The organism is Martinezella tropici, from assembly GCF_008370325.1.
GTDB lineage: Bacteria > Pseudomonadota > Alphaproteobacteria > Rhizobiales > Rhizobiaceae > Rhizobium > Rhizobium tropici_B.
This window is the reverse complement of the sequence record NZ_VNIP01000011.1, coordinates 451750-476560: the sequence shown is the minus strand read 5'-3', so window position 1 is coordinate 476560 and position 24811 is coordinate 451750. Positions and strand designations below refer to the sequence as shown.

25 protein-coding genes are annotated in these 24811 nt (G+C 60.7%); 13 read left to right on the top strand and 12 right to left on the bottom strand.

All coding sequences use genetic code 11. From position 1 onward, the window contains the following. Positions 1-63 precede the first annotated feature (63 nt). A complete protein-coding gene (locus tag FP026_RS23210) occupies positions 64-801 on the bottom strand; it encodes a phosphoadenylyl-sulfate reductase (RefSeq protein ID WP_149636937.1) in 738 nt (245 codons plus the stop codon). Positions 802-1293: 492 nt separating this feature from the next. Between FP026_RS23210 and FP026_RS23205 the strand changes: the two genes are divergently transcribed. Further along, positions 1294-1740 (top strand): RrF2 family transcriptional regulator, encoded by a 447-nt coding sequence (locus tag FP026_RS23205; protein WP_149636936.1) that lies wholly within the window; start codon positions 1294-1296, stop codon positions 1738-1740. Positions 1741-1769: 29 nt separating this feature from the next. On the opposite strand, the gene FP026_RS23200 is transcribed toward FP026_RS23205, so the two are convergent. Continuing rightward, positions 1770-3131 carry a chloride channel protein gene (locus tag FP026_RS23200; RefSeq protein WP_149636935.1) on the bottom strand — a complete coding sequence of 454 codons (1362 nt, stop codon included), beginning with the start codon at positions 3129-3131 and terminating at the stop codon, positions 1770-1772. Between the two features lie 193 nt (positions 3132-3324). Between FP026_RS23200 and FP026_RS23195 the strand changes: the two genes are divergently transcribed. Both FP026_RS23195 and FP026_RS23190 read left to right on the top strand, forming a co-directional pair. Next, complete coding sequence (locus tag FP026_RS23195) at positions 3325-3597, top strand: YlcI/YnfO family protein (RefSeq protein WP_149636934.1); 273 nt, start codon at positions 3325-3327, stop codon at positions 3595-3597. Further along, the gene (locus FP026_RS23190) at positions 3594-3893 is read left to right on the top strand and encodes a type II toxin-antitoxin system RelE/ParE family toxin (protein WP_149636933.1); all 300 of its coding nucleotides are present in this window, start codon (positions 3594-3596) and stop codon (positions 3891-3893) included. Before FP026_RS23195 ends, FP026_RS23190 begins: the two co-directional genes overlap by 4 nt. Before the next feature lie 12 nt (positions 3894-3905). Here FP026_RS23190 and betA read toward each other — a convergent pair whose 3' ends face one another. The 4 genes from betA to betI all read right to left on the bottom strand — a co-directional run bounded on the left by betA (position 3906) and on the right by betI (position 8420). Next, the gene (betA, locus tag FP026_RS23185; protein ID WP_149636932.1) at positions 3906-5555 is read right to left on the bottom strand and encodes a choline dehydrogenase; all 1650 of its coding nucleotides are present in this window, start codon (positions 5553-5555) and stop codon (positions 3906-3908) included. 168 nt (positions 5556-5723) lie between these two features. Next, positions 5724-7187 (bottom strand): betaine-aldehyde dehydrogenase, encoded by a 1464-nt coding sequence (gene betB / locus FP026_RS23180; RefSeq protein WP_149637182.1) that lies wholly within the window; start codon positions 7185-7187, stop codon positions 5724-5726. Next, complete coding sequence (locus tag FP026_RS23175) at positions 7187-7828, bottom strand: glutathione S-transferase family protein (RefSeq protein ID WP_149636931.1); 642 nt, start codon at positions 7826-7828, stop codon at positions 7187-7189. Before FP026_RS23175 ends, betB begins: the two co-directional genes overlap by 1 nt. A 4-nt stretch (positions 7829-7832) precedes the next feature. Next, on the bottom strand, positions 7833-8420 hold the full coding sequence (betI, locus tag FP026_RS23170; protein ID WP_149636930.1) for a transcriptional regulator BetI: 588 nt from the start codon (positions 8418-8420) through the stop codon (positions 7833-7835). Positions 8421-8573: 153 nt separating this feature from the next. Here betI and FP026_RS23165 point away from each other — a divergent pair, with 153 nt between their 5' ends. The 4 genes from FP026_RS23165 to FP026_RS23150 all read left to right on the top strand — a co-directional run bounded on the left by FP026_RS23165 (position 8574) and on the right by FP026_RS23150 (position 12694). After that, positions 8574-9122 (top strand): HdeD family acid-resistance protein, encoded by a 549-nt coding sequence (locus tag FP026_RS23165; RefSeq protein ID WP_149636929.1) that lies wholly within the window; start codon positions 8574-8576, stop codon positions 9120-9122. Positions 9123-9350: 228 nt separating this feature from the next. Then, positions 9351-9602: a ribbon-helix-helix domain-containing protein gene (locus tag FP026_RS23160; RefSeq protein WP_112340273.1), complete on the top strand. Its 252-nt coding sequence runs from the start codon at positions 9351-9353 to the stop codon at positions 9600-9602. A gap of 208 nt (positions 9603-9810) precedes the next feature. Further along, entirely contained in the window at positions 9811-11616 is a 1806-nt protein-coding gene (locus tag FP026_RS23155; protein ID WP_149636928.1) for a GGDEF domain-containing protein, read from the top strand. Positions 11617-11695: 79 nt separating this feature from the next. Further along, positions 11696-12694: an NAD(P)H-quinone oxidoreductase gene (locus FP026_RS23150; protein ID WP_149636927.1), complete on the top strand. Its 999-nt coding sequence runs from the start codon at positions 11696-11698 to the stop codon at positions 12692-12694. Here the strand turns inward: FP026_RS23150 and FP026_RS23145 are convergent. After that, positions 12675-14099: an MFS transporter gene (locus FP026_RS23145; RefSeq protein WP_149636926.1), complete on the bottom strand. Its 1425-nt coding sequence runs from the start codon at positions 14097-14099 to the stop codon at positions 12675-12677. The two genes, FP026_RS23150 and FP026_RS23145, sit on opposite strands and share 20 nt — an antisense overlap. A gap of 101 nt (positions 14100-14200) precedes the next feature. On the opposite strand from FP026_RS23145, the gene FP026_RS23140 reads away from it, so the two are divergent. Continuing rightward, the gene (locus tag FP026_RS23140; protein WP_149636925.1) at positions 14201-14827 is read left to right on the top strand and encodes a helix-turn-helix transcriptional regulator; all 627 of its coding nucleotides are present in this window, start codon (positions 14201-14203) and stop codon (positions 14825-14827) included. A gap of 97 nt (positions 14828-14924) precedes the next feature. Then, on the top strand, positions 14925-15932 hold the full coding sequence (locus FP026_RS23135) for an asparaginase (RefSeq protein ID WP_149636924.1): 1008 nt from the start codon (positions 14925-14927) through the stop codon (positions 15930-15932). 15 nt (positions 15933-15947) lie between these two features. Here the strand turns inward: FP026_RS23135 and FP026_RS23130 are convergent, their stop codons facing one another. Both FP026_RS23130 and FP026_RS23125 read right to left on the bottom strand, forming a co-directional pair. After that, the gene (locus FP026_RS23130) at positions 15948-16436 is read right to left on the bottom strand and encodes a DUF2127 domain-containing protein (protein WP_149636923.1); all 489 of its coding nucleotides are present in this window, start codon (positions 16434-16436) and stop codon (positions 15948-15950) included. Positions 16437-16586: 150 nt separating this feature from the next. Continuing rightward, the gene (locus tag FP026_RS23125) at positions 16587-17342 is read right to left on the bottom strand and encodes a DeoR/GlpR family DNA-binding transcription regulator (protein ID WP_149636922.1); all 756 of its coding nucleotides are present in this window, start codon (positions 17340-17342) and stop codon (positions 16587-16589) included. Between the two features lie 126 nt (positions 17343-17468). Here FP026_RS23125 and FP026_RS23120 point away from each other — a divergent pair, with 126 nt between their 5' ends. Together FP026_RS23120 and FP026_RS23115 are read left to right on the top strand one after the other, a co-directional pair. Beyond that, positions 17469-17825: a DUF4406 domain-containing protein gene (locus FP026_RS23120; protein WP_149636921.1), complete on the top strand. Its 357-nt coding sequence runs from the start codon at positions 17469-17471 to the stop codon at positions 17823-17825. A 153-nt stretch (positions 17826-17978) separates the two neighbouring features. Further along, complete coding sequence (locus tag FP026_RS23115) at positions 17979-18599, top strand: glutathione S-transferase family protein (protein WP_149636920.1); 621 nt, start codon at positions 17979-17981, stop codon at positions 18597-18599. Here the strand turns inward: FP026_RS23115 and FP026_RS23110 are convergent, their stop codons facing one another. Together FP026_RS23110 and FP026_RS23105 are read right to left on the bottom strand one after the other, a co-directional pair. Then, the gene (locus FP026_RS23110) at positions 18600-18962 is read right to left on the bottom strand and encodes an MmcQ/YjbR family DNA-binding protein (protein WP_149636919.1); all 363 of its coding nucleotides are present in this window, start codon (positions 18960-18962) and stop codon (positions 18600-18602) included. A 24-nt stretch (positions 18963-18986) separates the two neighbouring features. Continuing rightward, positions 18987-19172: a hypothetical protein gene (locus FP026_RS23105; RefSeq protein ID WP_149636918.1), complete on the bottom strand. Its 186-nt coding sequence runs from the start codon at positions 19170-19172 to the stop codon at positions 18987-18989. Between the two features lie 150 nt (positions 19173-19322). On the opposite strand from FP026_RS23105, the gene FP026_RS23100 reads away from it, so the two are divergent. After that, positions 19323-20219, top strand: coding sequence for a LysR substrate-binding domain-containing protein (locus FP026_RS23100; RefSeq protein ID WP_149636917.1), 897 nt, complete (start codon positions 19323-19325; stop codon positions 20217-20219). Positions 20220-20225: 6 nt separating this feature from the next. On the opposite strand, the gene FP026_RS23095 is transcribed toward FP026_RS23100, so the two are convergent. Then, positions 20226-20885, bottom strand: coding sequence for a glutathione S-transferase family protein (locus FP026_RS23095; protein ID WP_149636916.1), 660 nt, complete (start codon positions 20883-20885; stop codon positions 20226-20228). Positions 20886-21273: 388 nt separating this feature from the next. Here FP026_RS23095 and FP026_RS23090 point away from each other — a divergent pair, with 388 nt between their 5' ends. Next, positions 21274-24756, top strand: a complete 3483-nt coding sequence (locus FP026_RS23090; protein ID WP_149636915.1) for an indolepyruvate ferredoxin oxidoreductase family protein — start codon at positions 21274-21276, stop codon at positions 24754-24756. The last annotated feature ends 55 nt before the right edge of the window (positions 24757-24811 follow it).

Genomic DNA, 24811 nt, shown 5'->3' with positions numbered 1-24811 from the left:
TCCCGGTGGACCGGCGGCGTGGGAAACGCGCCTTGGATCGAAAGTCGAGAGCCGGCGGGTATTTTACTGGGCAGTGACTGCGGCCTCTTCATGAACGTGCAGACCGCATTCGCGCTTTTCGTCGTTTTCCCACCACCAGCGGCCGGCCCGCTCGGGCTCGCCCGGCTTGATCGCTCGCGTGCAGGGCTCACAGCCGATCGAGGGATAGCCGCGGGCATGCAACGGGTTAACCGGAACGCTGTTGTCGGCGACATAGGCGCGGATAACATCGATGTCCCAGTCGGCGAGCGGGTTGATCTTGATCAGGTTGCGCTCGGGGTCGAATTCCGCAAAGGGCGTATCGGCACGGTTGGCGGACTGGCCGCGGCGCAGGCCGGTGATCCAGATCGTGGCGCCCGAGAGCGCACGTGCAAGCGGCTTCAGCTTGCGCACGCCGCAACAGGCATGCCTGGCTTCGACGCTCTCGTAGAAACCGTTCAGACCGTATTTTTCGGCATAGGCATCGATATCGGCCTGTTCCGGCTCGTAGCGGATAATGCGGATATCGTATTGGCTTTCCGTCTCGTCGATCAGGGCGAGCGTTTCCGGAAAGAGACGGCCTGTTTGCAGGGTCGCCACCTCGATCGGCAGGCGGTGATTGCCGATCTCCGCCGTGATCACCTGATCTTCTATCCCGAGCGACGTCGTGAACACGGCGCGGCCACCGAGGCCCGCAACGAGGGACAGACGGCCAGCAAGATCGAGCGATGCGAGCTGGCTGTTGAGCGTCGCGGCTTCTTCAATGGATGTAACGGCAGTCATGGGGAATCCTGTCCTGATGTTGCTTGGAGTATCGCAGCTAGTCAGGAAAGCGGACAGAAAAATAGATTTCGAAAGGGAGCGGCTGGAGAGTAAATATCTCCATGAAGCAGCACCGAGTAAGGAAAAGCGACCGCCTCGGCTGTTAACCAAGGCGATTTGCCGCCAGCAGCGGCTCTATTGGAAGCACTTGATATGGCTCACCATGTTTAAGTGCTTGCTTTAATGTCTATAGAAATAGTAGAGTTACACATAGATTGTCAAACGGAAATCGGAAGTGATGCCCAAAATGATGCGCTGCGGTGGATTTTGCGCTAAACTATGAGCATAGCGACAAAGAATGACAACAAGTCTGGGTTGCTAAGGTCTCCTGGCATTGCGCCATGGGTGTGAGTACTTCGAAATTGCCCGGGGGACGAGGGCTGAGGAGTTCTAGAGCGGACCGGCTGAATCGATCGGCCGAACGTATCGCATGTGTGTGTGAAGCGGTTCGAAATGATTACTCAGAAAGCAAAATATGCGCTACGCGCGCTTTCGGCTTTGGCGCAATCCGAGGCCGGCGAGCCGATGATGATTTCCGACATCGCGGCCCAGCAGAAGATCCCGAAGAAATTTCTGGAACAGATCCTTCTCGACCTGAAACATCAGGGCATCGTCATCAGCCGTCGTGGCAAGCAAGGCGGTTATCTCCTGCGCAAGCCGGCAGACGAGATCACCTTCGGAGAAATCCTGCGGGTCATCGATGGTCCTTTGGCGCCGCTGCCCTGCCTGTCACTGACAGCCTATCGCCGTTGCGACGATTGCGACGGTGAGCAGACCTGCGAGATCCGGCATGTCTTTGCCCGGGTAGCGGATGCGACCCGCAAGGTGCTGTTCTCGACGACCATAGCCGACGCCATTGCTCAGCCCGATGGCGCTGAAGTCACCAGGCTGATGGCCTGATCAAGATTCGGAATGGCAGGCGTTAGGCCTCAACCGGCGACGTGTTCTTCGCCGGCTTCCTTCTCCATGGCGCGCCGGGCGCGGATGGCCGCTGCGATGAAGACACGCGACAGGCCGTGATAGAGCGGCTCGCGCGCGAGCAGCCGCGACGTCACATAGCCGATCATCGATACCGCCATGATCGGAATGACGGCCTGATGGTCGCCCGTCATTTCCAGGATGATGACGAAGGCGGTCATCGGTGCCTGGACGACACCGGCGAAATAGCCGGCCATTCCGAGGATCGCGGCGAGCGCGATGCTGCCGCCGACCAGCGTGCCGACCGTACTGCCGAAACCGGCGCCGACGGCAAGCGATGGCGCAAAGATGCCGCCTGGAATGCCCGAGATCATCGACAGGAAGCTCGCAAGCAGTTTTTCGAGAAAGAAGAGCAGCGGCAGGGCATGCCCCTCCACCGCGCCGCGAGCCTGCTCGTAACCGGTGCCGAAAGTCTGGCCACCGGAGAGAACGCCGACAGCGGCAACGATGAGGCCGCAGAGGCCGGCAAGGAGCAGCATGCGCCCGAGCGGCTGCGGCTGCGCCCAGCGACGGATGCGGATGCCGGCATAGAGCGCCAGTCCGCTGAAGGTGGCGCCAAGCGCGCCGCCGCCAACGCCGCAGATCAGCATGACGATCCAATCCCGTAGCATCGTCGGGGCGACATCGGCCGTGCCGAAGTAGTTGTAGCTGCCGGAAAGACCGAGTGCCGCAAGGCCGGAAAGAATGACGGCGGTCAGCACGAGGCCATTGGCGCGGGATTCATAGGTGCGACTCATCTCCTCGATGGCAAAGACGATGCCGGCAAGCGGCGTGTTGAAGGCGGCGGCGATGCCGGCGGCGGAACCGGCGAGGATCAGCCCCTTCGCCTGCGCCATGCCGCCGAACCGGGCAACCGCCAGCATGAAGGAGGCGCCGACTTGCACCGTTGGCCCCTCGCGGCCGATCGAGGCGCCGCTAAGCAGCCCCAGAATTGTCAGCACGATCTTGCCGAAGGCGAGCCTGAGCGAGAGCAGTTTCGTACGATCCTCGTCATGATGCAGATGCCGGGCAGCAATCGCCTGCGGAATGCCGCTTCCTTGCGAATTGGGAAAGAGTGTCGTGGCGAGATAGGCCGACAACACGAAGCCGAGCGGCGTCAGTAGCAGCGGCAGCAACCACATCCACTCGCCTGAGTGGGTCATGCCGGTAAAAGCTCGCTGCGCCAGATCCGCCAGCTTGGCAAAGCCGACGCTGATCACGCCAATCGCCAAAGCTCCCGTCCAGAACACCAGGCGCGGCCGCCAGAGATTGAAAGATCCCCAGAAAACGCGGGAACGGCGGAGCAGCTTGGACTTGCGGTAGATAGGGGGCATATGATGTCTGACCGATAGGTATGACCCGCATGCCTCTTGGAGACATTTTCTCGGGCGGCTCACCACAAGGGCGGATTGGGATATCGATCTTTCTTACAGAATTTCCCTTTGCGGCCAAGGCTTAATACGCGCGTTGACGGGCTCCGGTAATCGAATAAAATGCATCGCAATTGCAATGCAAAGGAGCCGATACATGAAATCCGCCTCCATTCCCTCCTTGCGGGTTGATCCCGTCTTGCGCGCCGCAGCCGAAAGCGTGCTGCAGGAGGGCGAGACCCTGTCCGCATTTGTGGAAAATTCGCTGCGTGCTCAAATCGAATATCGGCGGACAACGGCCGAATTCATCGCTCGCGGCCTTGCCGCACGTGAGGAGGCACGCAGAACCGGTATATATCATAGCGCGGACAGTGTGCTCGGCAGGCTGAAGGGTAAGCTTGAAGCCGCCAAAACTTCTAAGCAAAAATGACATTTGCCGCCCGCTATTCTCAAGGTGCGCTCGAAGATCTCGAGCGGCTCTATGATTACCTGCTTGAGAGAGATATCGAGCTTGCGGAAAGGGCCTATCAGGCAATCGCCAAGGCGACGGAATTTTTGGAGAGTTTTCCGTTCAGTTGCCGCAAGATATTGGCGGATAACGCATTTCTTCGTGAACTCGTCATTCCGTTCGGATCTTCGGGCTATGTGGCGTTATTCGAGATCGAAGACAGCGAAACGGTAACGATATTGGCGCTCAGGCATCAGCGCGAAGAAGATTATCACTGATGCCCGCCAATCTTACCGATCGCTCGTCTCCCACCGCGGATTGATCCACGGCTCCTGGTTCGAGCGCGCCAATCTCGGCTTGCCGAGGATATGATCGGCTGCCTTTTCGCCCGTCATGATCGAGGGACCGTTCAGGTTGCCGTAGGTGACATGCGGGAAGATCGAACTGTCGGCGACGCGCAGGCCCTCGACGCCGATGACGCGGGTATCGGGATCGACCACCGCCATAGGATCGTCTTTCGAACCCATCCGGCAGGTGCCGCAGGGGTGATAGGCGCTTTCCAGATGCTCACGCAGGAACGCGTCGATCTGGTCGTCCGTCTGGACGTTCGGCCCTGGCTGGATCTCCGGCCCGCGATAGTCGTCGAAGGCCTTCTGTCCGAAGATTTCGCGGGTGAGGCGTACGCAGTGGCGGAATTTCTCCCAGTCCTCCGGATGGCTCATATAGTTGAAGCGGATCACCGGATCGGCCTTCGGATCGGAAGAGCGCAGCGTCACGTTGCCGCGTGACTTCGAGAGGTTGTAGCCGACATGCGCCTGGAAGCCGTGGCTCTTGGCCGCTGCCTTGCCGTCATAGCTGATGGCGACGGGCAGGAAGTGATACTGGATATCGGGCTGCTTGACGCCGGGTGCGGAGCGCAGGAAAGCGCAGGCTTCGAACTGGTTCGACGTGCCGAGACCCGATTTGAAGAACATCCATTGCGCTCCGACGATTCCCTGCATGTACCAGGGCAGCCAGGAATAGAGCGACACCGGCTTCAGGCTCGTCTGCTGGAAATAGAATTCCATATGGTCCTGCAGGTTCGCGCCGACGCCCAGCCGGTCTACTTTCACCTCGACGCCCATATCACGCAGATGCTGCCCCGGCCCGATGCCCGAGAGCATAAGCAGCTTCGGCGAGTTGAACGAGGAGGCGGAGATGATGACCTCGCGGTTCGCCTTGATGATCTCGATCCTGCCGCCGCGCTCCACCTCGACGCCGGTAGCGCGGCCGTTTTCAATGATGACCTTGCGGGCGAAGCAGCGGATCAGCTTTACGTTCGGCCGCTTCAGCGCAGGCTTGAGATAGGCTGTCGCCGCGGACCAGCGCCGACCCATCCAGGTCGTCTGCTCCATCAGGCCGAAGCCTTCCTGCTTGCCGCCGTTATAATCCTCGGTCGCCTCGAAGCCCGCCTGCTTGCCTGCTTCGATGAAGGCGTGGAAGAGCGGATTGCGGGCGTCGCCCCGGCGTACATGCAGCGGGCCGTCCGTGCCGCGCCATCCCTCTTCGCCGCCGTGCGCATGCTCCATCCGCTTGAAGTAAGGCAGCACGTCGGCATAAGCCCAGCCTCGGGCACCGAGCTCTTCCCAGCGATTGAAATCCTCCGCATGGCCGCGCACATAGACCATGCCGTTGATCGAGGAGGAGCCGCCGATCACCTTGCCGCGCGGTGCGGTGATGCGGCGGTTGTTGAGCTGCGGTTCGGGCTCGGAGAGATAACCCCAATTGTAGCGATCCATGCTCATCGGCCAGGCAAGGGCAGCTGGCATCTGGATGAAGGGCCCGAAGTCGCTGCCGCCGAACTCCAGAACGATAACGGAATGCTTGCCATCTTCCGACAGGCGGTAAGCCATGGCGGAGCCGGCCGAACCAGAGCCAACGATGACGAAATCTGCTTGCATGACGATGTGCTCCAGGTGGCAACAGGCGTAATCGAAGGGTCTACACCCTCCCCTTGAGGGAGAGGGTCGGCCGCAGGCCGGGGTGGGTGATTGCTGCTACACGCGCTGCGGCTGGTCACCCCCACCCGCCGCTAAGCGGCGACCTCCCCCCTCAAGGGGGAGGTTGCATCAATAAGGTGCCTGTACCGGCCCCATGCCGACATAGACAGTCTTCAGTTCCGAATAGTGCTCCAGCGCCGCCAGCGAATTCTCGCGGCCGAAGCCGGATTGCTTGGAACCGCCGAAGGGGATTTCGACCGGGCAGAGATTGTAGGTGTTGATCCAAAGCGTACCCGCCTCCAGCTGGTCGACGACGCGGTGGGCGCGGGTGATATCAGCCGTGAAGACGCCGCCGGAGAGGCCGAATTCGGTGGCATTGGCGCGGGCGATCACCTCGGCTTCGTCATCGAAATCGAGAACGCACATGACCGGTCCGAAAATCTCCTCGCGGGCGATCGTCATGTCGTCGGTGACATCGGCGAAGACGGTCGGCTGGATGTAATAGCCTTCGCCGGAGACATTGTTCGGGATGCCGCCGCCGGTCAGCAGCGTCGCGCCCTCGGCCTTGCCCTTTTCGATATAGGCGAGCACTTTTTCGCGCTGTGCCCAAGAGACCATCGGGCCGATCTGTGTTGCCTCGTCCATCGGATCGCCGATCAGCATGGCGTCTGTGCGGGCCTTCAGGCGCTTCAGGAATTCGGACTTGATCTTGCTATTGACGAACACACGCGTGCCGTTCGAGCAGACCTGGCCGGTCGAATAGAAGTTGCCGAGCATCGCGCCGCCGATGGCGCTGTCGATATCGGCATCCTCGAAAACGATCAGCGGCGACTTGCCGCCGAGCTCCATGGTGACATGCTTGAGATTGCCGGCGGCCGACGCCGCCACCTTGCGGCCCGTCGGCACGGAGCCGGTGAGCGATACCTTTGCAACATCCGGATGGTTGATCAGCAGCGGCCCGGTTTCGCGGTCGCCCTGGATGACATTGTAGAGACCTTTCGGCAGACCGGCCTCGATGAGGATTTCGGCGATCTTCAGCGCACCGAGCGGCGTATTTTCCGAGGGCTTGAACACCATGGCGTTGCCGGCGACGAGAGCAGGGGCGCCCTTCCAGCAGGCGATTTGCTGCGGGTAGTTCCATGCGCCGATGCCGACGCAGACGCCGAGCGGCACGCGCTTGGTATAGGCGAAGTCGCCGCCGAGCGGGATGTAGGAGCCGTTGAGGCCAGCCGCCGCGATGCCACCGAAGAATTCGAAGCTGTCGGCACCCGAAGTCGGGTCGGCGACAATGGTTTCCTGGATCGGCTTGCCCGTATCCAGCGTCTCCAGTTCGGAAAGCTCGCGATTGCGTTCGCGCATGATCTCGGCCGCTCGCTTCAGGATGCGGCCGCGCGCCGTCGGGCTCATGGCGGCCCATTCGGGCTGGGCACGCTTTGCGGCCGCGATCGCCTTTTCGACGATGGCAGGCGTTGCCGCGTGCAGGCGGGCGATCACCTCGCCGGTCGCCGGATAGATGCTTTCGATAAGAGTGCCGTCGGTGTCCTCGACATATTCCCCGTCGATGAAATGCGAGGCTTTCGGTTGTGCGCGCATCATAGAACCCTCAGTTCTTCATAGGACACCATGACATGCTCTTGAAAAGCAGGTCGTTCGGTCAGGTTTTCGTAGTAGCGCAGCAGCCGCGGATGGGCAGGGCGCTGGATATCGATGTCGAAATAGCGATAGAGCACATGGCCGAACTGTATGTCGGCCAGCGTCAGATTATCGCCCGCAAGGAAGCGATGCCGTCCGAACTGCGACTCGGCCATGTCAAGCTTCGCACCGAGTGCTGTGACAGCCGCAACGATCGCCTTCTCGTCCTTGAGAGCAGGGGCCGTGCGCACCACGCGCCAAAACACCGGGCCGGTGAAACCCTGGGCAATATTGATCTTGGCCCATTCGGCCCATTTGTCGATCTGGGCGCGATGCCGCGCATCCTTCGGCCAGAAGGCATCGTCGCCATATTGTGCGGCGAGGTAGCGCAGGATAGCGCCCGTTTCCCATAGCGGCTCGCCATCGCCATCCCGCAGCACCGGAACTGTGCCGTTCGGGTTCATCGCCAGGAATTCGGGGGTGTCGTTGACGCCGTATGTGAAGCCCGCATCGATGCGCTGATAGGCAAGGCCGAGTTCGCCGATGCACCACATCAGCGCCTGCACATTGGATGATGATTTGCGGCCCCAGACGGTCAGCATCGCTTCAGCCTTTCAAGGAGTTGAGGTGGATTGTCAGATAGTCTTCGGTCAGCGCGATCGAGGCCTCGGTGCTGATCGGCGCGGATCCGAGGCCCTGGCGGATGTAGAGCCCGTCGATCATCGCGGCCGCGCCCTCGGCGATGCGCCCGGCGTCGCCGGCCGGGCATAAGGCCTTGAGATTGGCAACGAGGTTCGAATGCAGCCGGCGTGCATAGATGACGAGAAAGCGCCGCGTCTCCTCCGAGCGCTGCGCCTCGGCATAGAAGGCGAGCCAGGCGGCGATCGTTTCCGGCGCGAACTGATCGGCCTGGAAGCAGACGCGGATGATAGCGGAAAGCTTTTCGCGGGGTGTCTTCGCAGTTCGAAGCGCCGTCACGACACTGTCGCGAAGCCGCTGTAGATGCACACGGACGGTCTCGATCAGCAACTGTTCCTTGCTGCCGAAATAGTGATGCGCAAGAGCAGGGGAAACGCCTGCCTGCTTGGCGATTTCGGACATGGTGACGGTCAGCGAGCCGTGATCGCCGATCACGCGCATCGCGGCATCCACCAACGCTTTGCGGCGCACAGGTTCCATTCCGACTTTCGGCATGTTCAAACTCCAAGCCTGAAATCAAACTGTATTTTTGATTGACTGATCAATCAATAAAAAAATCACGCAGCGGCCGATCCATGCCAAAAAATCCGCAACCTCTTTCCGAGGCGCGTTTCTGTGCCATACTTCGTCAGAGGAGGAGGTGCAGTCATGGTCGATATTCTTGATGAAGTCCCGCCATCCGCAATGCGTAACAAATGGGGCTGGTTTGTCGGGCTCGGCATATTGCTGCTGATCTGCGGCGGCATCGCCCTTGGCAATCTGTTCATCGCCACCGTCGCCTCGGTCTATTATGTCGGCATGCTGATGCTGATCGGCGGCATCGTGCATCTGGCCCATGCCTTTCAGGTACGGGGCTGGGAGCACATTCTGTTCTGGGTGCTCAGCGGCCTGCTCTATACGATTGCCGGCGTGCTTGCCTTCGCCAATCCGCTATTGGCCTCGGAGGCCTTGACCCTGTTCCTCGCCATCGCGCTGCTCATTGCCGGCACGTTTCGTGTCTGGGTCGGGCGCAAGCTGAAGCCGGAGCGCGGCTGGGTCTGGATCGTCATCAGCGGCCTTGCAACCGCCGCCGCCGGCATCGCCATCGCGGTCGGCTGGCCAGTCAACAGCCTCTGGATCCTCGGCCTTTTTCTGGCCCTCGACCTGATCTTCCAGGGCTGGACGCTGGTGGCCTTCGGTCTTGTGCTCAGGCGGTAGGCGATCTCCCAAAAAGGGGTAACGAACTGCTACTTTTTGACAAGGAGCGTGAGCGGCGCTACTCTTCATCTCTCTGCCGAATAGGGCGGAGCGGCGTTGAGTTATTGTGACGACGGTACCTTCATTTGGAAGCACGCATGTCTGAGACATGCCCTGAAGGCACTGGTCGAGGCCGCGGAACATGCTCCGAGCCAAGTTTTCGCCTAACAACGTCAAGGGAGGAATATCATGCCGATGGTAACGGTTTCCATCTCCCCGCTTCAGGCTGCCGGCATCCGTGCAGCGGTCGATACCGGCACCTATGCCTCAAGCAGTGAAGTCGTGCGGGAAGCCCTGCGCATGTGGGATGCGGCTCGCAAACGCGACGACATTTGCGACGTGCCGCATGCGGCCAACGATGGCGGAGACACGGCAAAAGGCAGCCGTTGCGTCGCCGACATGTTTGCCGATTACGACGCGGAACGACACACGCATAACTAACTCACAAGCTGCCGGCGACAGCAGCGGCGCATGCCGGCGCGGCTGCCTCCCGTCCTGATGAATGGTTAACATTGCTTTACCATTCATGAAACTTTCACATACGGGAAAGGTTTCGTTGACGCCTATGGCGCATCTTGGGGCGAAAACGCGGTAAATCCAAAGTTTTACTTAAATAAATTAGAACAGAATCTGCAAAGTGGAGATGGGCATGTCACTGACTGCCGCGGTCGAGCCGGGCGTATTGCGCCGATATGCCAGCGACCAGATTGTCACCCTCGCCAAGCTCGTCATCGAGAATGCATTTCAGCCGATCGTCGAGGCCGGCACAGGCGCGGTCTTCGGCTACGAATCCCTCATGCGCGGGCAGGAACGCATCGGTTTCGAGAGCCCGGTCGATATCCTCGACGAGGCCGAGCGCACCGGCCAGCTTCTCGGTTTGGAGCAGATGGTGACCAGCCGGGCGCTGGCGAAATTCGCTACCTTGCCCAATATCGCTGCCGCTACCCTTTTCCTCAATTTGGATGTCCGGTTGATCCCGCAAGGTGCAACATTGGTGGATGGCCTGCTGCAGCACATGAGAAAGGCCGGGATCGCGCCTTCTTCCGTCTGCTTCGAATTCTCCGAGCGCTTCGACAATACCATCGTGCCCGAATTTCGCGATCTGGTCGCCAGGATGCGAAACGCCGGCTTCAAACTGGCGATCGACGATTTCGGCATCGGTCACGGAGAAATGAAGCTTCTCTCCGATTACCCGGTCGATTATCTGAAGATCGACCGCCACTTCATCGTCGACATCGACCGCAGTGCCCGCAAGCGCCACATCCTCAGGAATCTCGTCAATATCGCCCATGTCCTGGGCACGCGCGTCGTTGCGGAGGGTATTGAGACCGAGGCGGAGTTCCTGACTTGCCGCGAATTCGGCGTCGATCTCGTCCAGGGCTGGTTCATTGCCCGCCCGACAGTGCTCGTCAACGAGCTCAAGCCAAGCTTTCCGCATCTCCGGCATCTGGGCAAGACCACGCGCAACAGCCAGTCACTGGATGAAATTCTCATCCGCAAGCAGATCGAAGTGTTGCCGACCATCCGCGAAAGCGACAGTATCGACAGCGTCTTCGAGCTCTTTCGCCGCAATCCGCGCCGGGCTTATTTTCCCGTCGTCAACGCCAATGACGAGCCACGCGGCATCATCCACGAATACCAGCTGAAGGAATATATCTATCAGCCCTTCGGCCGCGATCTCTTGAAGAACAAGGTCTATGAGCGTTCGATCTCGCATTTCGTCGAAATGGCGCCGATCGTCGGCCTCGATTCCGATGCCGATACGCTGATGGCGATCTTCGCCAACATGGAAAGCAGCGATTGCCTGATCGTCACCGAGGGCACGCATTATGCCGGCATCGTTTCGGCCGCCTCGCTCATCAAGGTCATCAACGAGAAGCAGCTGAAGATCGCTCAGGATCAGAACCCGCTGACCGGCTTGCCGGGCAACAGGGCGATCCACGATTTCATGCAGCATGCCGGCCGCGACGGCGATGAGATCAGGCATTTCTGCTATTGCGACTTCGACAATTTCAAGCCGTTCAACGATGCCTATGGCTTCCATCTCGGCGACCACGCCATTTCCTCGTTCGCGGCACTGATGCGCCGCTATTTCTTTGCCGAGCGCCATTTCCTCGGCCATGTCGGCGGCGACGATTTCTTCATCGGCGTGACCGGCTGGAGCATGCAGGAGCTGCGCGAGGTCCTGGACCGGCTTCTTGCCGATTTTCATGCCGACGTCCTCGATCTTTACTCGGCAGAGGATCGAGCGGCCGGCCGCATTCGCGGGCATGACCGCAGCGGTTCCGAGGCGGAGTTCCCGCTGATGCGTTGCTCCATCGGTATCCTGCAATTGCCTGAGGGACTGGTGATCGACAATATCAACCGCGTCAGCACCTCCATTGCCGGCATCAAGACAAAGGCAAAGGAAAGCGATATCGGCATCGCATTTCTCGGCCTGGCCGAGACGAATTGACGCCCTCCCATAACAGCTCCTTTTCAAGCGCTCTGCTCTAAACTATCTCCACTACTTTGCTGGGAGAGGAGATAGCGCCATGCCCTTGCCATCTGAAATGCGTTTCGTGGATTTGCCATCCTTTGGCGGGCCGGAGGTCATGGCCATCGCCCGCCGGCCCTTGCCGGTCCTGAAACCGGGCGAGATCCTCGTCCGTGTCGAGGCTGCCGGTGTCAACCGCCCGGATGTGGCGCAACGCCAGGGCACCTATCCGCCGCCGAAGGATGCAAGCCCCATCCTGGGTCTCGAAATATCAGGCGAAGTCGTTGACGTCGCGCCCGGCGTGACGGAGTTTGCCATCGGCAATAAGGTTTGCGGTCTCGCCAATGGCGGTGCCTATGCCGAATATTGCGTCCTGCCCGCCGGTCAGGCCCTTCGCTTCCCGAATGGCTATGACGCGGTGCGCGCGGCGGCCTTGCCCGAGACGTTCTTCACGGTCTGGGCCAATCTCTTCCAGATGGCCGGCCTGACGGAAGGGGAAAGCGTGCTGATCCATGGCGGTTCCAGCGGCATCGGCACGACGGCAATCCAGCTCGCCCGCGCCTTCGGCGCGACGGTCTACACCACTGCCGGTTCGAAGGAAAAGTGCGAGGCGTGCGAGAAGCTCGGTGCAAAGCGTGCGATCAACTACAGGCAGGAGGATTTTGCCGAGGTCATCGCCGCGGAGACGAATCATGGCGTCGATGTCATCCTCGACATGATCGGCGCGGCCTATTTGGAAAAGAATCTCGCGTCTCTCGCCCGCGACGGCTGCCTCTCGATCATCGCCTTCCTCGGCGGTGCAGTTGCCGACAAGGTCAATCTGGCGCCGGTAATGGTGAAGCGACTGACCGTGACAGGTTCGACCATGCGCCCGCGCACCGCCGAAGAGAAGCGCGCCATTCGCGATGACCTCTTCTCCCAGGTTTGGCCGTTGCTGGACGAAGGCACGGTTGCCCCCGTCATTTACAGGACCTTCTCCTTTGACGATGTGGTCGAGGCGCATCGGCTGATGGAGTCCAGTGACCACATCGGCAAGATCATGCTGAAGCTGGCTTGATCGTGAAGGACAGCGCGATGGCGATCAGGCCGGGTATCGCCATCAGGGCATAAAGCCAGGTCGCCGCGGAAAGGCTGCCGGCAATGCCGCCCGGATGGGTCAGGCCCGCGCTGTTGACGATGACGCCGGCAAGGGCTGCGCCGAATGCGCCGCCCAGCGATTGCGTCATCGAGATCGCAGCGGAGGCCTTGTCCTGGTCGGTTCTGCTGGCGATGCTGATGACCCTGGTCACCAGATGCGCCCAGCCCAGCCCGACGCCGAACCCCATCAGGAACATGGTGATGACGGCGGGCGCAAACCTGGCGACGTCGTCGAAAGGCGTGGTCGTTGCCAGGACGGGAATGAGCGATGCGGTCGCGGCAGTTTCCAGGATACAGCCGGCAATGATGGCGATGGCGGCCTGCCTGCCCGAAAGCGAGGCGCTGAAGAAGGCTGCGATGGTCCAGCCGAGCGCGACCAGCGCGACAAGATAGCCTGAGACCAGAGGTGTGACGCCATGCAGGGTCTGCAGGAAATAGGGGATGTAGATATCGCTCGTCAGCACCATCATGAGCGTGAATATCGTGAGATAGAGCCCCGAGATGGGATTGGTGAGCATCGCGGCGCCATAGGGAAACAGGCGGGTATCGCTCTTTCTTTCGATTGCCACCATCATCGCGACGAGCGCGATCGAAGCTGCGATCAGCACGACCTTGTACGATCCATGCTCGATCGTGCTGGCGATGTTGACGAACAGGACGGCCGTCAGCAGCAGCGCAATCTGGATCAGCGGCGTCCTCGTGTCAGCCCGGTCATCCGCAACGTCAGGCAGCAGCCAGCGTGCGGAAAGCGCCATGATCACGGTCAGTGGCACGAGGATGATGAAGGCCTCGCGCCAGGCGCCTCCGCCGGCGAAGAGGCCGCCGAGCGTTGGGCCGAGCACCGTCGCCACGCCCCATATGGCCGCATAAAGCGTGGACGCCCTGCGCCAGAGCGTCTCCGGATAGACGAAACGAATGAAGGCATAGGCAAGGCCGGACAGCATGCCCGCGCCATAACCCTGAACGGCGCGGCCGATGAGCAATACGGGCATCGCCGGCGCGATGGCGCAGACCAGGCTTCCGACGCCGAATGTGATCGCCGCTGAAATATAGACGGCGCGCAGGCCCATTCCCTTCGGCCGGGTTGCAACCGTGATCGAGCCGAGTACGCCCGCGGCGACGAAGAGCGTCGTCATCCATGAGAATAGTTCGAGGCCGCCGATATCCCGGACGATCGAGGGCGCGATGGTGGCGGTAATATAGGACTCGACGGCGTAGAGGGTCACGCCGCCGCCGAGCATCAGCGTTGCGGGCAGAAGCTTTGGCGAGAACAAGGCGAAGATGGAGGAGGACGGGACGGAAGCGGTGTTTTCGATGCTGGACATCGGGTGATCCTCGGTATTTTCCCTAGCGGTTGATTATTTTCCAAGTTATAGTTTGGAAAATTACATGGCCGTCGGATTAAAACAAGAGAAAACTTGGAAAAATGCGTCAATCGCCCGTCAATCGAATCCTGATCCTGTTGAAAACCGAGGGGCCGCAACTGGCAACGGCGGTCGGCGCCGCGCTCGGCATATCGTCGGAGGCGGCGCGTCAGCAACTGACGAAGATGGCGGAGGAGGGACTGGTCGAGCCGGTGGCAGAGGCGGCAGCCGGCAGGGGCAGGCCGCGGCAGCTCTGGCACCTGACGGCCGCCGGCAACAAGCAATTTCCCGATGGCCATGCGGATCTGACCGCCACCTTGCTTGCGACCATGGTCAGCCAGTTGGGGCAGGGCGCCGTCGACACCGTCATCTCCGCCCGTGAAACGGAGACGCTTCGACGCTATCGCAGCGAAATCGACCTCGCGGCCGATCTGCCGTCACGCGTCGCGAGCCTCGCTGCCATCCGCACGCAGGAGGGCTACATGGCCGATCACTGGCAGGACGATGACGGCTCGCTCGTGCTGGTGGAAAATCATTGCCCCATCTGCGCTGCTGCTTGTGCCTGCGCCGGCTTCTGCCGATCGGAGCTGGAGACTTTCCGCATCGTTCTCGGCGCGGTGGTGGAGCGTGAAGAGCATATCCTCCTCGGCGCCAGACGTTGCGCATACAGGATTCGCGCCGACGTTTGACTATGGTCTTTTCGGATCGATCGGCGGCATCGGCGATTGGCAATCCATGGTGCAGCGGCTATCACTGACATCCAGCAAATCAAAGGCAGCTTCCATCATGTCCAATCCCGTCTGCGTCGAAGTCACCCGTGGCAATCAGGTGGAAAGCTATCATCGTGGCTCCGTCGCTGTCGTCGATGGCGATGGGAAGCTGGTCTTCTCGGTCGGCGATATCGAAAGCGGCGTTTTCCCGCGCTCGGCCTGCAAGGCGATGCAGGCGCTGCCGCTGCTCGAAAGCGGTGCCGCCGACGCGTATGGCTTTGGCAACAAGGAACTGGCGCTCGCCTGTTCCTCCCACAATGGTGAAGAGGAGCATGTGGCGATCGCCGCCTCGATGCTGGAGCGCGCCGGCCGCGATGTCGGCACGCTCGAATGCGGCGCGCATTGGTCCTTCGACCAGAAGACCCTCATCCATCAGGCGCGTACCATCGACAAGCCGACGGCATTGCATAACAATTGCTCCGGCAAGCACGCCGGCTTCGTCTGCGCTTGCTGCCATCAGGACATCGATCCCAAAGGCTATGTCGGCTATGATCACCCGCTGCAGCAGCAGATCCGCGACACGATGCAGAGCCTGACCGGCACCGTTCTTGCCCATGACAATTGCGGCACGGACGGCTGCTCGATCCCGACCTATGCGGTTCCGCTCAAGGGACTGGCGCATGGCTTTGCCAGGATGGCGACGGGCGCCGGCCTGGAGCCGCTGCGTGCCAAGGCGTCGCGCCGGCTGTTCGAGGCCTGCATGGCCGAACCGTTTTACGTTGCGGGCACCGATCGCGCCTGCACCAAACTCATGCAGATCGCCCCCGGTCGTATCTTCGCCAAGACCGGCGCCGAAGGCGTGTTTTGCGCCGCGATCCCCGAACAGGGCATTGCCATCGCGCTCAAATGCGACGATGGCACCACTCGCGCGGCGGAGGTCATGGTAGCGGCAGTGCTGGCCCGTTTCTTCGTGAAGGACAGCGCCATTCATGCCGGCCTCATGGCGATGGCCGACAGGTCTTTCAGGAACTGGAACGGCATCCATGTCGGCGATATCATGCCGGCAGCTACATTAACTGCCTAGTCTCCGCGCTCCGGTTCAGCCGATCGTCTGCCGGGCCGGCACATGCTGTCGGACGATCCTATATTCCTTCCAGATCAGGATCATCACCACCAGGTCGAATACGGTGAGGATGATGAGCCCGATGCCGTGCGTGTCTGTGAAGCGATAAAGCTGGTAGACGATGAAAAGCCCAAGGGCGACCAGCGAAGCCGGGTAGGCCCACATCTTGCCCCTGAGCAGGCCGATGACAAGCAGCACCTTCACCAACCCGTGGCTCAGCAGATAATAGGCATAGAAGTTCTTGGTGCCGACGGAGAAATCCTGCGCCCAGGTCAGCAGATGCGTCGCGATGAAATCATGGGGGTCGTTGAGCAGTTCGGGCTGCGTGATCCTGTTTGCCAGGCGAAGGATGGACTCGGTACTGACAAGCGCAAGCACAATGCCGCCGATGCATTCGATCAATGCATGCGCGCCCTTCAAGAGGACGCTGATTTCGAAGAGCTGATGAATGCGGCGTTCGTTCACGGGCGATCTCTTGGCATAGTGATGCGACAACGGCAAGGCAAGCCGATGTCCAGCCGGCATAGGATCAATCTTCGACCGCATCATGATGATGATGATGATGCAAATCCCGGCGTGGCGTTTCAATTCTATGGCGCGGATGCGCAGGCGGCGTCAGGCCAGAAAAAGCGCGACCTCGGTCTCCCGATAGAGCGCCAGGTTTTCCTCCGCGACATCGGACGGCACGATCAGGCCGGAAACACCCTCCATCGGCAGGATCTGGCATGGGGAGGCCGCGTCAAGCTTTTCGCTCGTCGCCAATACGTAGGTTTCGGCCGAGCATTGGGCTATATGCCGCTTGATGGCCGCCTCCTCGAAATCGCCGGTTGAAAAACCGCGGGCGGGATGGATGGCGGTGACTCCGAGAAAGAAGATATCCGCCCTAATGGATGCGATCGTCGCCATGGCGGCCGCACCCGTCGCGACCATCGAATGCTTGTAAAGCTTACCGCCGATGAGGATCACCTCGGCGGCGGGATGATATTCCAGTTCGCCTGCGATCGTCGGGCTGTGGGTGACGATGGTGGCGGCGAGATCCTTCGGAAGCTGACGGGCGATCTCGGCATTGGTGGTGCCGCCATCGAGGAATACAGTCTGGCCCGGCTGGATCATTTTGGCCGCATAGGCGCCGAGCCGCCGCTTCGCATCCGATGAGACCGCCTGCCGGGCAGTAAAATCCGGAAGTTCCGGCGAGAGCGGCAGCGCGCCGCCGTGCACCCGCTTCAGCAGTTTCTCCGCCGCCATTTCGCGCAGATCCCTGCGGATCGTGTCTTCCGACAGGCCGAGATCGTCGGCCAGAACCTTGGCGATCACCTGGCCGTCGCGGCGTAATCTGTCGAGAATGAGGGCTTTGCGTTGACTGGTCAGCATGTCGGTCTCTGCACGTTATTTCACGAATAAACATGAATTTATCAGAATCGATTCGACATTCAAGAAAATATGCGCATATTCGTGTAAATTCCTGCAGGAAGCAGGAGTTAGAAATGGAGACATGACATGTTGATCTTGATTGCCGGGCCCTATCGCTCCGGCACCGGCGATGATCCGAAGAAGATGACTGAGAACCTCAAGCGCCTTGAGGAGCCGTCCTACGCCCTATTCAAGGCAGGGCATCTGCCGATGATTGGCGAATGGGTTGCCTTGCCGGTCTGGCATGCGGCCGGCGGCAAGAGCATCGGTGACGAACTCTACGAGGAGATCTTCCACCCGACAGCGGGCCGCCTGCTGCAGCTTTGCGAGGGTGTGCTGAGACTGCCCGGCGAGTCCAAGGGTGCCGACAATGATGTCCGCATCGCTCGCGAGCGCGGCATTCCCGTCTGGTACAGGCTGGAAGACGTGCCCGGCTGCGCCTGAGTATGAATTGCCCATCCAAGCGCCTCTTGTCGCATGGATGGGCACACCGTGCCGATCGATCAAAACCTTTTGTTGCAGCTATCAACATCAGCCACTTCCGTATTGGCCGGCTTGCCTTTAGCTTCCTCCCGGAATTCAATCGAGGAACGGAACATGCTGACATTCTACTTCGCGCCAGGAAGCTGCGCGCTCGCCAGTCTGATTGCCCTGGAAGAATCGGGTCTCGCCTATGAGCCCCGGCGCCTCAACCTCGCCAATGGTGATCAGCGCCAACCGGACTATCTGGCCATCAACCCCAAGGGCCGCGTTCCCGCACTGGTCACCGACCGAGGCGTCATCACCGAGAATATCGCGATCCTGACTTACATCGCCCAGAGTGTGCCCGCCGCAAAGCTGGCGCCTCTCGATGATCCCTTTGAACTTGCGCAGATGCAATCCTTCAACGGCTACATCGCCTCCACCGTTCATGTGAATCATTCGCATAAGGGACGCGGCTATCGCTGGACCGACGATGCGGCGGCCATCGAGACAATGAAGGCCAAGGTGCCCCAGACCATGACGGAGGCCTTCACCTTGATCGAAGACAAGATGCTGAAAGGTCCTTGGGTAATGGGCGAACAATATACCGTTGCCGACGGCTATCTCTTCACCATGGAGACGTGGCTGCCGGGAGACGGTGTCGATCGCAGCCAGTTCACGAAGGTGAACGCCCATTATCAGCGCATGCTTGAGCGTCCTGCGGTTCAGAAGGCGCTTGCCGTCGAGAAGGGTTGATCATATCCGGCCGAATTCTGCCAGAAGCTTTTTCGGGGCGCGGTGCCGCCACGCCTCGATCAGGCGCTGCTGCAATTCCTCATCGCCGATCGCACCGATGTGCAGGGGTAGGGACGGCCAGCCGACATAGTGATCGGTCTGGAAATAGATCTCCGGCGCCATTTCCATCAGCTGTTCCTTGCGGTCTATCGGCAGCGACAGCACGATGGTCTCGTTATTCTTCACTGTGACGAAGGCTTTGCCGCCGATTTTGAAGGCCGGCAGGCCGTAATGCAGGCCCGGTTCAACCGCCGGCAGCCGGGCTTGCGCCACAAGCCGCTGCAATCGTTCCGCAATGGCGTCCATATCGGTGGCCGATGTCATGTTTGCGCGTGAAGTAGGTCGCTCTTACGCGCATTCTTCCGGCTGAACGCACCGCTTGTCCATAGGACGCCCGAGATTTTCCGGCATCAGCGGCAGGTCGGCCAGTTCTTCCAGCGACATGCTCGCGAGCATCGGGTGCTGCAGCGGATCGCTTTCCGCTTCGCGATCCTCTTCCAGCAGATGACTGAAGAAAAGCTTCAAGATCGACATGTGATTGCCTCCTTGGATCTCCGCATCGACGCAACCATAGGCGTATCAGCCAGCGGAGTGGCGGCGGTTTCAATTTCATGCTGCAATAATCGCGCGTATTCCGACTTTGCGCAATTGAGAATGACGAGATGCTGATATAGATATTCTATAATGAGAAACCTCAACAACGTTCATCTGAATGGTCTTCGCGCCCTCGAGGCAGTCGGCCGGCTCGGTTCGCTGCAGGCGGCAGCCGACGAACTCGGCGTGACGGTTGGCGCGGTCAGCCAGCAGGTCATCAAGGCGGAGGCGCAGCTCGGTCGGCCTCTGTTCGAGCGAACCCCCAAAGGGATGATGGCGACGGCATCGGGGCTGGCGGTATTGACGAGGCTTGGCGAAGGCTTTCAGTCATTGTCGGCGGCAATCGCCCTCGCGCAGCACAAGGACGAGAATATCCTCACCATCTCGGTTGCACCGGTCTTTGCGGCCCGCTGGCTGGTGTACCGGCTCGATCGATTTGCCAGCCGTCATCCGGATATCCGCCTGCGCATCGATGCCACCACGCGGCTCATCAGTCCGGCGACGTCGGATGTCGATATCGGCATTCGCGTCGGCAGCGGACAATGGCCCGGCGTCAAGGCCGAGCTGCTGCTGGCGCAGGAAGTGTTCCCGGTCGTCACGCCGCGGGTCGCGGCGACGCTGCGGGAGCCCGCCGATATCCTGAAAATCCCCGCCGTCATCGACGGACATGCGATGTTTGGCTGGGAGGTGTGGCTGCGCAAGGCCGGGCTCTCAGGCCATTGCATGGAAGAGCGGCACATCTTCAACGACGCGTCGCTCTGTCTGGATGCGGCCATAGCGGGGCAGGGGGTGATGCTCGCCTGGCAGACGCTGGCTGCCTATGCGCTGCAGCAGAAATGCCTCGTCGATCCCTTCGGCATCCGCGCAAAGACCGGCTTCGGCCATTATTTCGTCACGACCGCCGGCGTGCGCGAGCCGAAGAAGGTCTCCGCCTTCAAGGCCTGGATACGCGAGGAGATGGAAGAGAGCATGCGTCTCTTCCAATAGAATCAATCAGACCGGCTCCTTGCCGCGCGTCGCCTGCATGGCCTTATAGGCATCGCGCGACTGGCAACGCTCGATCCAGGCTTTCATCTTCGGACGCGCATCGAACAATTCCTGTTCTGTCTGGGCATAGCGCATCACTTCCGCAAGGTTGAGATCGGCGGCGGTAAAGCGGTTGCCGACGAGATAATCCTGATTTTGCAGGTGCTTCTCCAAGACGTCGAGCGGCTTCTTCAGCGAGCGGCAGGCAACGGCGATCCCGGCCTTGCCGGCCTCGCTGTTTTCCTGGCTATTGTCATAGATGCGGACGAGCGCAACGCTGTAGGGCTCGACTTCGGTCGCCGCCCACATGGTCCACATCGACATCTGCCCTTCTTCCTCGATCGTTTTGCCGGCCAGCGGGCCGCCATACTTGCGCGCGAGGTAAAGATTGATGGCGAGCGATTCATGCAGGATGAGATCGCCATCCCTGATGCAGGGGATCATGCCCATCGGATTGACCGCCAGAAACTCCAGCGACATCGTGTTGATCGGCGCATCGGCGGCAAGCGGGTTGGGCAGCCGGCTGGCCTGCATGACCGGCACGGAATCGAACTCGACGCCGAGCTCCCCTGCCATCCAGTAGTTGCGCGAAGCGCGCGAGCGATAGACACCGTAGATCGTCAGCATATGGGTCTCCCAGATTCGAGTCGGCGCGACATTATTGGTCGCTTGGGAAGAGCGGAAGGCCTTGCGGTTGATATCTCGATGAAAGGTTCTGATGGAATGGTGTATACTGCCACCTCCTCCCCTGCAAAAGACGAGCCTCATGGTGAAGTGCGCAGGCCATGAGGCCGGAGCCTCGAACGACGAGGGCGGGTGGTAGGCACAGAGCAAGCATGAAAATATCAACCGCTCCCCGAATTCTTTGCAAATCATGCCGGCGATGCTCAGCCTTCGTTCGGAAATTAGCGCCCGTGCATGTTAGATTCGAGTCGTGATTTCATCGGATGCGGTAGGAGGCAGCCGGAGAAATGCATAAGCGCATTTGGTGACTGCGATCTCGGGAGGAGAGCAGATGCTTGCGACCAGTGTATCGCTAGACGACAAATATACCGCCGAGGAAGGCCGCGTTTTCATGAGCGGCCTGCAGACGCTGGTGCGGCTGCCCATGACCCAGATGCGACGCGACCGCGCCGCCGGCCTCAATACGGCAGCCTTCATATCAGGTTATCGCGGCTCGCCGCTCGGCGGCTACGATCAGCAGCTTCTGAAAGCCAAGACTTATCTCGACGCCTACGATGTCACCTTCCAGCCCGGGATCAACGAGGATCTTGCCGCGACGGCCGTCTGGGGCTCGCAGCAGGTCGGTCTTTCCCCCGGTGCCCGCAAGGATGGCGTGCTCGGCATCTGGTATGGCAAAGGTCCTGGCGTCGACCGCTCCGGTGACGTGCTGAAGCACGCCAATGCCGCCGGCACCTCCAAGCATGGCGGCGTCCTCTGTTTCGCCGGCGACGATCATTCCGCCAAATCCTCCACCATGCCGCACCAGACCGACCATGATTTCATGTCGGCGGTTATCCCGGTCATCTACCCTTCCTCTATTCACGAATTCCTCGAATACGGTCTGCTCGGCATTGCCATGTCGCGCTATTCCGGCTGCTGGGTCGGCATGAAGTTCATCGCCGATACCGTAGAAACGACGGCGGCCGTCGATCTCTCGGGCGAGAGGCGGCAATTCGTCCTGCCGACCGATTTCGAAATGCCGCCCGGTGGCTTGAATTTACGCTGGCCTGATCCGCCGCTGGTGCAGGACGATCGTCTGCAGACCTACAAGGCCTATGCGGCCATCGCCTTTGCCCGTGCCAATCGCGTCGACGAAATCACGCACGATGTGCCGAACGCCCGCCTCGGCATCATCTCGTCCGGCAAGGCCTATGAGGATGTGCTGCAGGCGCTGCGCGAACTCGAGATCGGTCCGAAGGAAATGGCTGACATCGGCCTGCGTATCTTGAAAGTGCGCATGCCCTGGCCGCTGGAGCCCGAGGCCGTCCGCCATTTCTCCGAAGGGCTGGACGAGGTTCTTGTCGTTGAGGAACGACGCGAGATCATCGAGAACCAGATCAAGCAGCAGCTCTTCAACTGGCGGGCCGATGTCCGTCCGCGCATCGTCGGCAAGTTCGACGAGCACGACAAGCCCTATCTCAGCCTGTCGGCAGCATTGACCGTGGGCGCGGTGGCGCGAGCGATCGCCGGACGCATCGTCAAGCTCGATCTCGATCAGGGCCTGCATGACCGCATCGCCGCCAAGCTCGCCTATCTTGCAGAGCGCGGCCAGATCAGCCGCAGTCACGTTGCGCCGCTGAACCGCACGCCCTTCTTCTGCTCCGGCTGTCCGCACAATACGTCCACCAGGGTTCCAGAAGGCAGCCGCGCCATTGCCGGCATCGGCTGCCACTACATGGTTACCTGGATGGACCGCAATACCGAGACCTTCACCCAGATGGGCGGCGAAGGCGTGCCGTGGACGGCGATCGCCCGCTACACCGACGAAAAGCACATGTTCGTCAATCTCGGTGACGGCACCTATTTCCATTCAGGTATTCTCGCCATCCGTCAGTCCGTCGCCTCCAAGGTCAACGTCACCTACAAGCTGCTCTACAACGATGCCGTCGCCATGACCGGCGGCCAGCCGATCGATGGCTACCTGACGCCGGAGCTGGTGACGAAGCAGCTGCATGACGAGGGTGTCAAGCCGATCTACCTGCTGTCTGATAATCCCGATGCCTATCGCGCCTCCGAGCTTGCGCCCGGCGTCAAGGTGCTGCATCGCGATCATATCGATCAGGTTATGCTGACGCTGCGCGAGACCGAGGGCTGCTCGGCGATCGTCTATGTCCAGACCTGTGCGGCGGAGAAGCGCCGTCGCCGCAGCCGCGGTCTGATGGAGGACCCAGCCAAGCGCGTCTTCATCAATCCGGCTGTCTGCGAGGGCTGCGGTGATTGCTCGGTGCAATCCAACTGCATCTCCGTCGAGCCGCTTGAGACGGAGTTCGGCCGCAAGCGCCAGATCAACCAATCGAGCTGCAACAAGGATTTCTCCTGCGTCAAAGGCTTCTGCCCGTCCTTCGTGACTGTTCATGGCGGCAAGCGCCGCAAGCGCAAAGCGCTTGACCATGCCGATGTCGATGTGCCGATGCCCGAAATCCCCGTCATCGGCGATCGGCCCTGGAACATCGCGATCGCCGGCGTCGGCGGCACCGGCATCCTGACGATCGGCGCGATCCTCGGCATGGCCGCGCATCTCGACGGCAAGGTGCCGATGATCCTCGACATGGCTGGCCTCGCCCAGAAGGGCGGCGCTGTCATGAGCCACTTGCGTATCGGGCACAATCAGGCCGATGTCACCTCCTCGCGCATTGTCAATGGCGGTGCCGATCTGCTGTTTGCAGCGGATGAAGTGGTGGGCGCCTCCAAGGATGCGATCACGCTCTGCTCGTCGACGCGCACGACCGCCATTGTCAACACCGGCTTGATGCCGGTCGCCGATTTCGTCCGCAACCGCGATTTCGATTTCAAGGTCGGCTCGATACAGCACACCATCGCCAAGACCGTCAGCGATAAGTCCGTCTTCCTCGATTTCAATCACGTCGCGACCGAGGTGACCGGCGATGCCATATCGACCAATATCCTGCTCACCGGCTTTGCCTGGCAGCGCGGCCTGCTGCCGCTGTCGCTGGAGGCGATCGAAAAGGCGATCGAGCTGAACGGTGTTGCGGTCAAGGCCAGCCTTTCCGCCTTCCAGTGGGGTCGGCTTCTGGCGCATGATCCGCAGACCGTGCATGCCATGATGGCCGAGCCGGAGACGGGCAAGACGCTGGCGGAGATGAGCCTTGATGAACTCATCAAGCACCGTAAGGCGCATCTGACGGCCTATCAGAATGCAGCCCTTGCCGAACGCTATGCTGCCTTCGTCGCCCGCGCCAATGCGCTGGCTGCAAGGGAGCGGCTTTCGGACAAGGTGCCTTTTGCCGTCGCCGTCACCTATGCGCGCATTCTGGCCTACAAGGACGAATACGAGGTCGCCCGCCTGCTGACGGATCCCGCTTTCGAGGCGCATCTGCGCGAGGAGATGGAAGGCGATTTCAAGCTGGCTCTCAACCTTGCCCCGCCCATACTCGGCGGTAAAGATCCGAATGGTCGGCCGAAGAAGCGCGAGTTCGGCGCCTGGATCCTGCCGTTGCTGCGTGCCCTTGCACCGATGAAGCGGCTGCGCGGCACCGCTCTCGATCCCTTTGGTTACATGGCTGAACGTCGGCTGGAGCGTCGGCTGATTGCTGATTACGAAGGGATCGCCGCGCGTGTGCTTGCCGGCCTGCGTCACGACAACGAGGCCGAGGCCCTTGCCATCCTCTCGCTGTTTGATGAGATAAGAGGCTTCGGACCGGTCAAGGAGGAGGCCGCCCGCAGGATCATGGTGAAAATCGCTGACAAGCTGAAGGCCTATGAGACGCCTGAGGAGAAGCAGGGCAAGCAGCATGTGCCTGCCGATGCCGCATGACGGCGCCGGCCAAAACTTGAAGCGGGCAGGAAGAGATATAGGTTCGTAAGGATCG